Annotated in this window: 13 protein-coding genes; 11 read left to right on the top strand and 2 right to left on the bottom strand. The window is 62.5% G+C overall.

Going from position 1 to position 13,371, the window contains the following annotated elements; translation table 11 throughout:
- Positions 1-100 precede the first annotated feature (100 nt).
- Together AB4O36_RS12705 and exaA are read right to left on the bottom strand one after the other, a co-directional pair.
- Positions 101-742, bottom strand: a complete 642-nt coding sequence (locus AB4O36_RS12705; protein WP_460141915.1) for a pentapeptide repeat-containing protein — start codon at positions 740-742, stop codon at positions 101-103.
- A gap of 147 nt (positions 743-889) precedes the next feature.
- Positions 890-2,773, bottom strand: a complete 1,884-nt coding sequence (gene exaA, locus AB4O36_RS12700; RefSeq protein WP_460125647.1) for a quinoprotein ethanol dehydrogenase — start codon at positions 2,771-2,773, stop codon at positions 890-892.
- A gap of 255 nt (positions 2,774-3,028) precedes the next feature.
- Between exaA and pedF the strand changes: the two genes are divergently transcribed.
- From pedF to pqqE, 11 genes are all read left to right on the top strand, one after another.
- Positions 3,029-3,490, top strand: a complete 462-nt coding sequence (pedF, locus tag AB4O36_RS12695; RefSeq protein WP_460125645.1) for a cytochrome c-550 PedF — start codon at positions 3,029-3,031, stop codon at positions 3,488-3,490.
- A 3-nt stretch (positions 3,491-3,493) separates the two neighbouring features.
- Complete coding sequence (locus tag AB4O36_RS12690; protein WP_460141914.1) at positions 3,494-4,369, top strand: substrate-binding periplasmic protein; 876 nt, start codon at positions 3,494-3,496, stop codon at positions 4,367-4,369.
- Entirely contained in the window at positions 4,366-5,124 is a 759-nt protein-coding gene (locus AB4O36_RS12685; RefSeq protein WP_460125641.1) for a quinoprotein dehydrogenase-associated SoxYZ-like carrier, read from the top strand. Before AB4O36_RS12690 ends, AB4O36_RS12685 begins: the two co-directional genes overlap by 4 nt.
- Before the next feature lie 10 nt (positions 5,125-5,134).
- Positions 5,135-6,061, top strand: coding sequence for a quinoprotein relay system zinc metallohydrolase 1 (locus AB4O36_RS12680; RefSeq protein ID WP_460125639.1), 927 nt, complete (start codon positions 5,135-5,137; stop codon positions 6,059-6,061).
- A gap of 257 nt (positions 6,062-6,318) precedes the next feature.
- Complete coding sequence (locus tag AB4O36_RS12675; protein WP_460125637.1) at positions 6,319-8,094, top strand: PQQ-dependent methanol/ethanol family dehydrogenase; 1,776 nt, start codon at positions 6,319-6,321, stop codon at positions 8,092-8,094.
- A gap of 249 nt (positions 8,095-8,343) precedes the next feature.
- Positions 8,344-9,864 (top strand): acetaldehyde dehydrogenase ExaC, encoded by a 1,521-nt coding sequence (gene exaC, locus AB4O36_RS12670; RefSeq protein ID WP_460125635.1) that lies wholly within the window; start codon positions 8,344-8,346, stop codon positions 9,862-9,864.
- A 254-nt stretch (positions 9,865-10,118) separates the two neighbouring features.
- Positions 10,119-10,190, top strand: a complete 72-nt coding sequence (gene pqqA, locus AB4O36_RS12665) for a pyrroloquinoline quinone precursor peptide PqqA (RefSeq protein WP_003253598.1) — start codon at positions 10,119-10,121, stop codon at positions 10,188-10,190.
- A gap of 55 nt (positions 10,191-10,245) precedes the next feature.
- Positions 10,246-11,160, top strand: coding sequence for a pyrroloquinoline quinone biosynthesis protein PqqB (gene pqqB, locus AB4O36_RS12660; protein ID WP_460125633.1), 915 nt, complete (start codon positions 10,246-10,248; stop codon positions 11,158-11,160).
- Positions 11,161-11,229: 69 nt separating this feature from the next.
- Entirely contained in the window at positions 11,230-11,982 is a 753-nt protein-coding gene (gene pqqC, locus AB4O36_RS12655; protein ID WP_460125631.1) for a pyrroloquinoline-quinone synthase PqqC, read from the top strand.
- Positions 11,979-12,251: a pyrroloquinoline quinone biosynthesis peptide chaperone PqqD gene (gene pqqD, locus AB4O36_RS12650; RefSeq protein WP_460125629.1), complete on the top strand. Its 273-nt coding sequence runs from the start codon at positions 11,979-11,981 to the stop codon at positions 12,249-12,251. The genes pqqC and pqqD overlap by 4 nt, the downstream gene beginning before the upstream one ends.
- Positions 12,229-13,371: a pyrroloquinoline quinone biosynthesis protein PqqE gene (gene pqqE / locus AB4O36_RS12645; protein WP_460125627.1), complete on the top strand. Its 1,143-nt coding sequence runs from the start codon at positions 12,229-12,231 to the stop codon at positions 13,369-13,371. Before pqqD ends, pqqE begins: the two co-directional genes overlap by 23 nt.

Raw genomic sequence — 13,371 nt, 5'->3', positions numbered from 1 at the left:
GCATGCTCGCGATGGTGGACCAGGCACCGCTGGCTCGCAGGCAGCCCGCGTCATCGTTGACGTCCATCGCGAGCATGCTCGCTCCTACAGAGGTTGGTGTTCATCTGTCCCAGGTGGTCGGGCACCCACTGCACCCCTCCATATTCGCATCCTGAAAATTCGCATAATGCTGGCGCGAGCCACTGAGGTTCGCCTGTTCGAGGTTGCTCTCCCCAAACTTGGCTTCCTGCAAATTGGCATCCCCCAGGTTGGCGCCCATGAGGTCGGCTTTGCTCAGCCAGGTCATTTCCAGGTCGGCCGCGCGCAGGTTGGCGTTGTGCAGTGTGGCACCCGAAAGCCTGGCGAATTGCAGGTAGGCGGCGCTGAGGTTGGCGTCCTGGAACTGCGCGCCCTGAGCGAACAGCCCCCAGCCCTGAATCGCCATCAGGTTGGCCCCGGTAAAATCCGCCAGCCGCGCATTGCTCTGTTGCAGGCTGGCGCGGGACAGGTTGGCACCTTGCAGTTGGGCCTTTTCAAGGTTGGCCAGGTCCAGGCGTGCATGGCGCAGGTCGGCATCGCGCAGGTCCGCGCCGCTGAGGTTCATGCTGCGCAGGTCCTGGTTGCTCAAATTGGCACCCCGCAGGTTGGCGCCGGGACACTGACTGTGTTCGGCGAGGGTGCAGCCGTTGATCGTGGGTGGGCTGTCGTCATCGGCGTGGGCGGCGGACAGGGTCAGGAGCAGGAATAGGGGAAGGTAGTTCATGAGGTGTTCTCCAGGGGCGCGCGTCCTCTGTAGGAGCGAGCTTGCTCGCGATGGGCTCCAGAACGCCGCTGGGTGTCAGGTGTCCAGCGTCATCGTTGACGACCATCGCGAGCATGCTCGCTCCTACAGGGAGGGGTGGTGAGTGAGTTATTTTTTCGCGACCTTGTTATCCCAACTCGGAATCTTGAACACCCAGAACGACCCGCCCTGGGCCACGGGTTTGGTCAGCTCGGCCATGTCGCCGCCCCACAACGGCACCGCGCCACCGTAGCCGACGGTTACGCCGATGTACTGCTCGCCGTCCTGTTCCCAGGTGATGGGCGGTGAGACGATGCCGCTGCCGGTCTGGAACTTCCACAGCTCCTTGCCGGTTTTCGCGTCGAAAGCCTTGAAGAACCCGTCGCCAGTGCCGGTGAACACCAGGTTGCCCTTGGTCGCCAACACGCCTGCCCACAACGGCAAATGCTCCTTGTGCTCCCACACCACCTTGCCGGTGGTCGGGTTCATCGCCCGCAGGGTGCCTACGTGATCGTCGTACATGCGCTTGATGCGAAAACCCATGCCCAGGTACGCCGAGCCCTTCTTGTAGTTGACCTCTTCGGTCCAGTATTCCTCTTTCCACTGGTTGCCCGGGATGTAGAACAGGCCGGTGTCCTGGCTGTACGCCATGGGGTTCCAGTTCTTGCCGCCCAGGAACGGTGGCGAGACTTCCACGGGCTTGCCCTTGGTTTCGCCGGGCAGCGGTTTGGCCGGGCGCTGGCCCTCGTTTTCCACCGGACGGCCGGTCTTGAGATCGATGTGGCTGGCCCAGGTGATGTTATCGACGAAGGGGAAGGCGTTCTGCAGCTTGCCGTTGTTGCGATCCACCACGTAGAAGAAGCCGTTACGGTCGGCGTGACCGGTGGCCTTGACGGTCTTGCCGTCCTTGTCCTTGTAGTCGAACAGCACCAGCTCGTTGTTGCCGGAAAAGTCCCAGGCATCGTTTGGCGTGTGCTGGTAGAACCATTTCACCTCGCCAGTGCTCGGGTCGACACCGACTTGCCCTGAGGTGTACAGGCTGTCGTAGTCGTGCGGGTTGCCGTCCTTGGACGTGCGTGCCCAGGTGTTCCATGGGCCGGGGTTGCCGGCGCCAACGATGATAGTGTTGGTCTCGGCGTCGAAACTGGCGCTCTGCCAGGGCGCGCCACCGCCGTGGCTCCAGGCTTCGACCTTGCCGGTTTCGGTGGTCGGGTCATCAGGCCAGGAGGGTGCCTTGACGTCGCCGGTCGGGGTGCTGTCCTTACCGTTGAGGCGCCCCATGTGGCCCTCGACGAAAGGCCGCATCCACACTTCATCGCCGGTGTCCGGGTCGCGGGCGAACAACTGGCCGACCACGCCGAACTCATCGCCGGAACTGCCGTGAATGAGCAGCACCTTGCCGCTGGCCTTGTCCTTGATCAGCACCGGCGCGCCGGTCATGGTGTAACCGGCGGCGTGGTCACCGAACTTCTTGTTCCACACCACTTTGCCGGTGTTCTTGTCCAGCGCGATCACCCGCGCGTCCAGGGTGCCGAAGTAGATCTTGTCACCGTAGATGGCTGCACCACGGTTGACCACATCGCAGCACGGACGAATGTTGTCCGGCAGGCGGTGGTTGTAGGTCCACAGGCGCTTGCCGGTCTTGGCGTCGAGGGCGAATACCCGCGAATAGGAGCCGGTGACGTACACCACGCCGTCGCTCACGATCGCCTGGGATTCCTGGCCGCGCTGCTTCTCGTCACCGAAAGAATAGGACCAGGCCGGGGTCAGCTTGAACACGTTCTTGTCATTGACCTGAGCCAACGGGCTCCAGCGTTGGGCGTTGGTGCCCATGCCGTATTGCAGCACGTCCCTGGTGGTCAGGTGATCGTTGGCAATGTCTTCCCAGGTCACGTTTCGGGACGGGGCCGCCTTGGCGTCGGCGCCATGGCTGGTGGTGCTCAGGGCGAGACTGCCCGCCAATACCAAGGCGAGGGTCAAGGGGGAAAGGGCGGGTAGCGATCTTATTGTCATGGTTTGCAGTTCCCAGTGGAGGTTTTGGCCTGCACAGGGTGGTCTGCGGGGTGGGGTGGCGACTACGGAAAAAGTCCCGCCGTTGCCGGGAACATTTCCCATGGGGCACCTGATTTGGGCGTGCACCACAAGCCCTACTACCAAGGTACTAAGCCCCGACCACCAAAGCAGCATGGGGATGGCTGCAGGTGCTTTCTAAGATGACTGCCATAGCCTCTGAGAAGAGGTTTTGCGTGCAATCCTGAGGGCATAACAATGACAACTAAACGCAACGCCTTGCTCGTTGCCGGCCTGCTGGCCGGCGTTATCAGTGCAGGTTCGGTTTTTGCTCACGGCAACGTGGTACCGCAGGCCGTGGAGACCAAGGGACTGACCCCGATCAAGGATGCCGGCGTACAGGTCGATGCCGATGGCTGGGCGACGGTCAATCCTTACCGCAAATCCCCCGAGCACGACAAAGCCGTGGAAATCGGCTCTTCGGCCTACAACCAGAACTGCGCGGCGTGCCATGGCCTGGAAGCCAAGTCCGGCGGTATCGCCCCTGACCTGCGCATGCTCGACGCCGACGACGCCGGTGATGAATGGTTCGTCGAGCGCGTGCGCCACGGTGCGGTCCGCGATGGTCGGGTGTACATGCCAAAAATGGCCGACTACCTGAGCCAGGAAGCCCTGTGGGCGGTGCGCACCTATCTCGACAGCGTTCGCGTCGAGAATTGACCCGTGCGCCTGCTCGCGTGGTTGATCAGCGCTGTGTTGTGCTGCCCGGCGGTGCAGGCGCAGGTTCGCACCTATGACGAAATGATCGCCGCCGGGGAGTTGAAAGTGGCGGTGTACAAGGACTTCGCTCCCTACAGTTTCGAAGACGCCGGCAAGGCGCGCGGCGTCGACGTCGAGCTGGCCAGCGCCCTGGCGCAAAAGCTCGGCGTGCGCCTGACGCTGATCTGGGCGCCACCCGGCGAGAAACTCGACGATGACCTGCGCGACTACATCTGGCGCGCCAGCCAGTTGCACAACCAGCAACTGGCGGACTTGATGATGCGCGTGCCCTATGATCAGGACTACGCGCGCAAGCGCAATGACGTGGGCGAACTGGAAAACGGCCATGTGGTGATGTTCGGCCCGTACCAGAACGAGCAATGGCAGGTCGCCTATGATCGCCGTCGCCTCGACTCGGTGGCGAGCGTGGCGGTGTTCCAGGAGCACCCCATTGGCGTGGAGGTCGACAGTGTGCCGTCGTTCTACCTGACTTCGGTGTTCAACGGCATGCTCGCCGGCAAGACCCGTCACTATCCCGGTGTACCCCAGGCCTTTGCCGCGATGAAGGCCGGCGAGGTGGACGCGGTCATGGCCATGCGCGGCGAGATCGACTGGCAAGTGCACGAAGCGGCTGACCCGCAAATCGCGCTGGCGGAAAACGCCTACCCGAACATGGGCAAGCAGCGCTGGGAGATCGGCATGGCCGTGCATGAAAGCAATCGCCAATTGGCCTATGCCGTGGAAGAGGGGCTGGAAGCGCTGATCCTCGATGGTTCGGTGAAAGCCATTTACGCCCGCTACGGCCTGCGTTACGACGTACCCGAGATGTACCAGCCATGAGCTGGCGCGCCTGTTGGCTGCTGGCCTGCTGGTTGCCCCTGGCCGCGCAAGCTGCGATCGATCCAGGGCCGGACCCGGTGCCATCGGTGATGTGGGCCTTCTACCACAAGCAGATACTCGGCGATGCGCCGTTCGTGTTCGATGATCGAGTCAAGCTGCTGGCGCCGCCGTTTGCCGAAGATGCGCGGCAAGTTCCGCTGGAAATCGATGCGCGGGCGTTCAAGGGCGACGTGGTGAAAATCCTCGCCTGGGCCGAACTCAACCCGCTGCCGAAAATTGTCGACTTCCAACCCCAGGCCGGTGTGCTGCCCTGGCTGTCGATCCGCATCCGCATCGAACAGGCCACACCGTTGCGCGCCGCCGTGCAGACGCGCGATGGCCTGTGGCATGTGGGCTCGGTCCTGATCGATGCGGCCGGTGGCGGCTGCACGGCACCGAGTGTGGTGCGCACCGAGCCGGGCTGGGAAGAGCGCCTGGGCCAGGTGCTTGGCGGGCGTTACCCGCGTGGCGACTTCAATCGCTTGCGCGTGCAGGTCTCGCACCCGATGGACAACGGCCTGGTCAGCGGTATCCCGGAATTTTTCATCAACCACGCCGAACTGCGCGCCGAGGATGGCCGCTTGCTGGCCAATCTGGAACTGTTTCCCGCCGTCAGCGAAAACCCCAACCTGGCCTTCGACGTCGAGGGGCCAGGGCAGACGCGCCTGATGCTGCGCGACAACAGCGGCAATGAATTCGATGCGGCCATACCTTGAGGAGCGCGCGATGCGTTGGATGCTGCTGTTGCTTGCGAGCTTGAGCCTGCCGGCCCTGGCTGATCTCGACTACACCCTGACACCCCGGCAGATCGCCGAAGACACCTGGCTGCTGGAAGGCAGCACCGACAATTTCGCCAAGAGCAACGGCGGCAACATCGTCAACACGGCGTTCATCATCACCGAGCGGGGTGTGGTGGTAATCGACACCGGGCCATCGCGCCGCTACGGCGAGGCGATGCGCAAGGCCATTGCCGCGACCACCGACAAGCCGGTGATCGAAGTGCTGTTGACTCACCATCACCCGGACCATGTGCTGGGCAACCAGGCATTCCAGGACGTGCCGATCGCCGCATTGGCCGGCACCACTGAACTGCTCCGGCAGCAGGGCGATGCCATGGCCGAGAACATGTACCGGCTGGTGGGCGATTGGATGCGCGGCACCGAAGTGGTATTGCCCACCGAAACGCTTGTGCCGGGCGTGCGAACTTTTGGGAATCACGATTTGCGTCTGCTGAGCCTGGGTGGGCATACGGGCGCGGATCTGGCTATTCTCGACCAGAAGACCGGCGTGCTGTTCGCCGGCGATCTGGTGTTTTATCAGCGGGCGCTGACCACGCCCAACAGTCCGGGGCTTTCGGTGTGGCTGGCGGACATGGCCACCCTGCAAGGCTTGCCCTGGACCCGGGTCGTACCCGGCCACGGCCCCGTGGCCACCGACGCCAAACCCTTCGAGCAGATGCGCGATTACCTCGGCTGGCTTGACCAACTGATGCGCGACGGCGCCGCCAATGGCAGCGACATGGCCGAGATGATCCGTAGCCCCATCCCCGAACGCTTCGCCGCCATCAGTCTGACCCGTTACGAGCTGATCCGCAGTGTCAGCCATCTGTATCCGCGTTATGAGCGGGAGGCGATGAAGCGCGTGGACCAGTAACCTCCCCTGTAGGAGCGAGCATGCTCGCGATGGATTCAAGAACGCCGAGGGGGATCAGGCCTCCCGCGTTATCGTTGACGACCATCGCGAGCATGCTCGCTCCTACAGGAGGGCTGCGGTGTTGATCAAGACCCCCTACCAAGGAACTACAAATCTCAACACTGCGTGCAATTGTTGCAGGGCCCCCGGCGACCAAGAATCTGCACCAGACCGGGAAAATTTCCCGGGTATAACAAAAACCCGCAGAGGTAGCCGCCATGACCCAACCCGTACGTCGCCAACCCTTCGTCCTGAGCGTGCTGCTCAGTGCCATGCTGCTGTCCGGCACGGCCTTGGCCGCCGTCAGTGACCAGGACATTCTCCAGGACCCCAAGAACCCGGAGCAGATCGTCACTAATGGTCTGGGCGTCCAGGGTCAGCGCTACAGCCCCCTCGACATCCTCAACATTGACAACGTCAAGGACCTGCGCCCGGCCTGGGCGTTCTCCTTTGGTGGTGAAAAACAACGCGGTCAGCAAGCACAGCCGATGATCAAGGACGGCGTGATGTACATGACCGGTTCCTATTCGCGGGTGTTCGCTGTCGACGCACGCACCGGCAAGAAGCTCTGGCAGTACGACGCTCGCCTGCCCGATGACATCCGTCCGTGCTGCGACGTGATCAACCGTGGCGTGGCGTTGTACGGCGACCTGGTGTTCTTTGGCACCCTGGACGCCAAGCTCGTGGCCCTGAACAAAGACACTGGCAAGGTGGTGTGGAGCAAGAAAGTCGCCGACCACAAGGAAGGCTACTCGATCAGTGCCGCGCCGCTGGTGATCAACGGCAAGCTGATCACCGGTGTGGCCGGTGGCGAGTTCGGCGTGGTCGGCAAGATCGAAGCCTACGACCCGAAAAACGGTGACCTGTTATGGAGCCGTCCGACCGTGGAAGGCCACATGGGCTACGTCTACAAGGACGGCAAGGCCATCGAGAACGGCATCTCCGGCGGCGAAGCCGGCAAGACCTGGCCGGGCGACCTGTGGAAGACCGGCGGCGCGGCCCCTTGGCTGGGCGGCTACTACGATCCGGAAACCAACCTGCTGCTGTTCGGCACCGGCAACCCGGCACCGTGGAACTCGCACCTGCGTCCCGGCGACAACCTCTACTCGTCGTCGCGCCTGGCGCTGAATCCGGATGACGGCACCATCAAGTGGCACTTCCAGAGCACACCGCACGACGGCTGGGACTACGACGGCGTCAACGAGCTGGTGTCGTTCAACTACACCGAGGGTGGCAAGGAAGTGAAAGCGGCGGCCACCGCCGACCGTAACGGGTTCTTCTACGTGCTGGACCGCACCAACGGGAAGTTCATTCGCGGCTTCCCGTTCGTGGACAAGATCACCTGGGCCACCGGCCTGGATAAGAATGGTCGGCCGATCTACAACGAAGCCAGCCGTCCTGGTGCGCCTGGCAGCGAGGCCAAGGGCAGCTCGGTGTTCGTGGCACCGGCGTTCCTGGGGGCGAAGAACTGGATGCCGATGGCCTACAACAAGGATACCGGGCTGTTTTACGTACCGTCCAACGAGTGGGGCATGGACATCTGGAACGAAGGCATCGCCTACAAGAAAGGCGCAGCGTTCCTCGGTGCCGGTTTCACCATCAAGCCGCTGAACGAAGATTACATCGGCGTGTTGCGCGCCATCGACCCTAAAACCGGCAAGGAAGTGTGGCGGCATAAAAACTATGCGCCGCTGTGGGGCGGCGTCCTGACCACCAAGGGCAATCTGGTATTCACCGGCACGCCGGAAGGTTTCCTTCAGGCCTTCAATGCCAAGACCGGGGAGAAGGTCTGGGAATTCCAGACCGGCTCCGGCGTGCTGGGTTCGCCCGTCACCTGGGAAATGGACGGTGAACAGTATGTGTCCGTGCTCTCCGGCTGGGGCGGTGCCGTACCGCTGTGGGGCGGCGAAGTGGCCAAGCGCGTGAAGGACTTCAACCAGGGCGGCATGCTCTGGACCTTCAAGTTGCCGAAGGAGTTGGTGGCCAAGCATTGATCCCGGGCTAACAGGACCTCTGTAGGAGCGAGCTTGCTCGCGATGAGGGCGTGTCAGCCGGCAACGATGTGACTGACATTCCGAGATCGCGAGCAAGCTCGCTCCCACAGAGGCCGAAGCAGCGCGAATCTACTACCAAATAACGAGAGCCCCTCCTGCCAACGGCGCATTCGTCTGGCCGGCGGGGCTCTCTACTATCGGTTCATCGCCTGTCGAACCGACGGGCAGCGACCCAGACAGAGGCTCACCATGATCTACGCACAACCCGGAACACCTGGCGCCGTCGTGTCCTTCAAGGCGCGCTACGGCAACTTCATCGGCGGTGAGTTCGTGGCGCCGGTCGGTGGCGAATACTTCACCAACACCTCGCCGGTCAACGGTGAAGTGATCGCCGAGTTCCCGCGTTCCAGCGCCGCTGATATCGACAAGGCCCTGGATGCTGCGCACGCAGCCGCTGACGCCTGGGGCAAGACCTCGGCGCAGGACCGCTCGCTGGTGTTGCTGAAAATCGCCGATCGCATCGAGCAGAACCTGGAAATCCTCGCCGTTACCGAAACCTGGGACAACGGTAAGGCCGTGCGTGAAACCCTCAACGCCGACGTACCGCTGGCCGCCGACCACTTTCGTTACTTCGCCGGCTGCATCCGTGCCCAGGAGGGCGGCGCCGCCGAGATCAACGAGCTGACCACCGCCTACCACTTCCACGAGCCACTGGGCGTGGTCGGGCAGATCATTCCGTGGAACTTCCCGCTGCTGATGGCCGCCTGGAAACTTGCGCCGGCCTTGGCTGCCGGCAACTGCATCGTCCTCAAGCCCGCCGAACAGACACCGCTGTCGATCATGGTCTTTGCCGAACTGATTGCCGACCTGCTGCCGGCCGGCGTGCTCAACATCGTCCAGGGTTTCGGTCGCGAAGCTGGCGAAGCGCTGGCCACCAGCAAGCGCATTGCCAAGATCGCGTTCACCGGCTCCACCCCCATTGGCGCGCACATCATGCATTGCGCGGCCGAGAACATCATCCCGAGCACTGTCGAGCTGGGCGGCAAGTCGCCGAACATCTTCTTCGAAGACATCATGAAGGCTGAGCCTGCGTTCATCGAGAAAGCGGCCGAAGGCCTGGTGCTGGCGTTCTTCAATCAGGGCGAAGTCTGCACCTGCCCATCCCGCGCCCTGGTGCAGGAGTCGATCTACGAGCCGTTCATGGCCGAGGTAATGAAGAAGATCGTCAAAATCAAGCGCGGCAACCCGTTGGACACCGACACCATGGTCGGTGCCCAGGCGTCTGAGCAGCAATACGACAAGATCCTCTCGTACCTGACCATCGCCCAGGAGGAGGGCGCTGAGCTGCTCACCGGCGGTGCGGCCGAGCGTCTGGAGGGCGACCTGTCCAGCGGCTATTACATTCAGCCGACCCTGCTCAAGGGCACCAACAAGATGCGCGTATTCCAGGAAGAAATCTTCGGCCCGGTGGTGGGCGTCACCACCTTCAAGGACGAAGCCGAAGCCCTGGCCATCGCCAACGACACCGAGTTCGGCCTCGGTGCCGGCCTCTGGACCCGCGACATCAACCGCGCCTACCGCATGGGCCGGGCCATCAAGGCCGGGCGCGTGTGGACCAACTGCTATCACCTGTACCCGGCCCATGCCGCGTTCGGTGGCTACAAAAAGTCCGGGGTAGGGCGTGAAAACCACAAGATGATGCTCGACCACTACCAGCAAACCAAAAACCTGCTGGTGAGCTACGACATCAATCCGTTGGGGTTCTTCTAACCCTCTGAAGCAAACACGACCCACTGTAGGAGCGGGCTTGCCCGCGATGAGGGTGTATCAGTCGCCGATGATGTGGCTGACACACCGCCATCGCGGGCAAGCCCGCTCCTACAGTGGGTATTGTGTTTTTATCAGATTGATCACCTCCTACCAACGCACCCCACACCTTCGTTCGAAAGTAGCATTCGACCCCCGCACGCACCGTGCATTAATGACCTTACCGGAATTGCCCGGCATAAGAAGAGGATTGACCCATGTGGACTAAACCCGCGTTTACCGACCTGCGCATTGGCTTCGAAGTGACGATGTATTTCGCCAACCGCTGATCGATCACCCGGCCAGCCGTGGTGTTGGCCGGGCCTGCCTTCTGGAGCATTGCCCATGCACATCCGTGTTCTCGGCTCCGCCGCTGGCGGTGGTTTTCCGCAGTGGAACTGCAATTGCCGGCAATGCTCCGGCCTGCGCAATGGCAGCCTGCGCGCGCAGCCACGGACGCAGTCCTCGATTGCCCTGAGCGACAACGGTGTGAACTGGCTGCTGTGCAATGCCTCCCCGGATATCCGCACGCAACTGGAGAGTTTCGCGCCGCTGCAACCGGGTCGCCGTCTGCGTGACACGGCGATTGCCGGCGTATTGTTGATGGACAGCCAGATCGACCATTGCACCGGTCTGTTGAGCCTGCGCGAAGGTTGTCCGCATTCGGTGTGGTGCACCGCGCGGGTGCATGAAGACCTGAGCAGCGGTTTCCCGTTGTTCAACATGCTCAAGCACTGGAATGGCGGCTTGTTGTGGCGGCCAATCGAACTGGACCACGAGCCGTTCCACATCCCGGCCTGCGAGCATTTGCGCCTGCGCGCCATTCCGCTGGTCAGCAACGCACCGCCGTACTCGCCCAATCGTGGCAACCCGCAACCCGGCGACACCATCGGCCTGTTCATCGAAGACCTGCGCTCCGGCGCGGCCGTGTTCTATGCCCCGGGCCTGGGGCAGATCGATGACCACGTGGCGAACTGGATGGACCGCGCCGATTGTCTGCTGCTGGACGGTACGTTGTGGCGTGATGACGAGATGCGGGTATGTGGCGTCGGCCAGAGCCTGGGCAGCGAAATGGGCCACCTGCCGCAAAGCGGGCCGGGTGGGATGCTGGAGTTGCTCCAGGATTTCCCCCGCCAGCGCAAGGTGCTGATTCACATCAACAACACCAACCCGATCCTGGATGAGGACTCGGCGGAGCGGGCGTTGCTGGAGCGGCGGGGGATCGAGGTGGCTTATGACGGGATGAGTATTGTGTTGTAGCTGCCGGCTTTATCGCGGCGGTGCGACGAGGCCCGCCCAGACAACAACAAAAATAACCGGAGAAACAACATGCCCCAACCCCCCATGACCCGCACCCAATTCGAGCAAGCCCTGCGCGCCAAGGGCGCCTACTACCATATCCATCATCCCTTCCATCAGGCGATGTACGCAGGCCGTGCCACCCGCGAACAAATCCAGGGCTGGGTCGCCAACCGTTTTTACTACCAGGTCAATATCCCGCTCAAGGACGCCGCCATCCTCGCCAATTGCCCCGACCGCGACGTGCGCCGGGAATGGTTGCAACGGATTCTCGATCATGACGGTGCGCCTGGCAGCGAGGGCGGCATCGAAGCCTGGTTGCGCCTGGGCGAAGCGGTCGGCCTGGACCGCGAACAGATCCTGTCCCAGGAGCTGGTGTTGCCCGGCGTGCGCTTCGCCGTGGACGCCTATGTCAACTTCGCCCGCCGCGCCTGTTGGCAGGAAGCCGCAAGCAGCTCATTGACCGAGCTGTTCGCGCCGCAGATCCATCAGTCGCGGCTCGACGCCTGGCCGACGCATTACCCGTGGATCGACGCCACAGGCTACGACTATTTCCGCACCCGCTTGAGCCAGGCTCGTCGCGACGTGGAGCATGGCTTGCGAATCACCCTGGAACATTACGTGACCTTCGAGGGCCAGCAACGCATGCTGGAAATCCTCCAGTTCAAACTCGACATTTTGTGGAGCATGCTCGACGCCATGAGCATGGCTTACGAGCTGGAGCGTCCGCCGTATCACACCGTCACCCGGGACAGCGTCTGGCACCGGGGGATCGCCTTGTGAGCCCGATCGACCGCACGCAGTCGCCGGTGTTGCGCCGGGGTTTTCGCCTGCAATGGGAGCCACGCCAGGACTGCCACGTATTGCTGTACCCCGAGGGCATGATCAAGCTCAATGGTAGCGCCGGGCAGATTCTCGGTCTGGTGGATGGCCAGCGCAGCGTTGCGGCGATCATTGAGTTGCTGGCCGCAGAGCACCCCGGCGTGCCCGGGATCGACGAGGATGTGCTGGCGTTCCTGGAGGTGGCCCATGCGCAGTTCTGGATCGAATGACACGCTGCCCGGTCCACCGCTGTGGCTGCTCGCCGAGCTGACGTATCGCTGCCCCCTGCAATGCCCGTATTGCTCGAACCCCCTTGATTTCGCCCAGCAGGGCACGGAGTTGACCACCCAGGAGTGGATACGCGTATTCGCCGAGGCCAGGGAAATGGGCGCGGCACAATTGGGCTTCTCCGGTGGCGAACCGCTGGTGCGCCAGGACTTGGCCGAACTGATCAAGGCGGCCCGGGACATGGGCTATTACACCAACCTGATCACGTCGGGTATCGGCTTGACGGAAGACAAGATTGCCCAGTTCAAGGTGGCTGGGCTCGACCACATCCAGATCAGCTTCCAGGCCGCGGACGAGACGGTCAACAACATGCTCGCCGGCTCACGCAAGGCATTCGCGCAGAAACTGGCGATGGCCAGGGCGGTGAAGGCCCAGGGTTACCCGATGGTGCTGAACTTCGTCACCCATCGGCACAATATCGATCACATCGACCGCATCATCGAGCTGTGCCTGGAGCTGGAAGCGGATTTCGTCGAATTGGCCACCTGCCAGTTCTACGGTTGGGCCGAACTCAATCGGATCGGCCTGTTGCCGACCCGCGAGCAATTGCAGCGCGCCGAACAGGTCACCCACGACTACCGCCAGCGTCTGGAAGCCCAGGGTCATCCTTGCAAACTGATCTTCGTCACCCCGGATTACTACGAGGAGCGCCCCAAGACCTGCATGAATGGCTGGGCCAATCTGTTTCTCGACATTACCCCTGATGGCACCGCGCTGCCCTGTCACAGCGCCCGTCAGTTGCCGGTGCAGTTTCCCAACGTACGTGAACACAGTATCGAGCACATCTGGAACGACTCGTTCGGCTTCAACCGCTTTCGCGGCGATACCTGGATGAAAGAGCCTTGCCGCTCGTGCGATGAAAAACACAAGGATCTCGGCGGTTGCCGCTGCCAGGCGTTCATGCTCACCGGCGATGCCGAAAATGCCGACCCTGTTTGTGCGAAGTCGCCGCACCACGGGATCATCCTCAAGGCCCGGGAGGAGGCCGATGCGCCGGGGTTGGGGATGGCGCAGCTGACGTTGCGCAACGAAAAGGCGTCGCGGCTGATCTATCGCGGTTAG

It is taken from the genome of Pseudomonas sp. S2_E01 (genome assembly GCF_054668365.1).
This window is presented reverse-complemented; position numbering and strand designations above follow the sequence as displayed.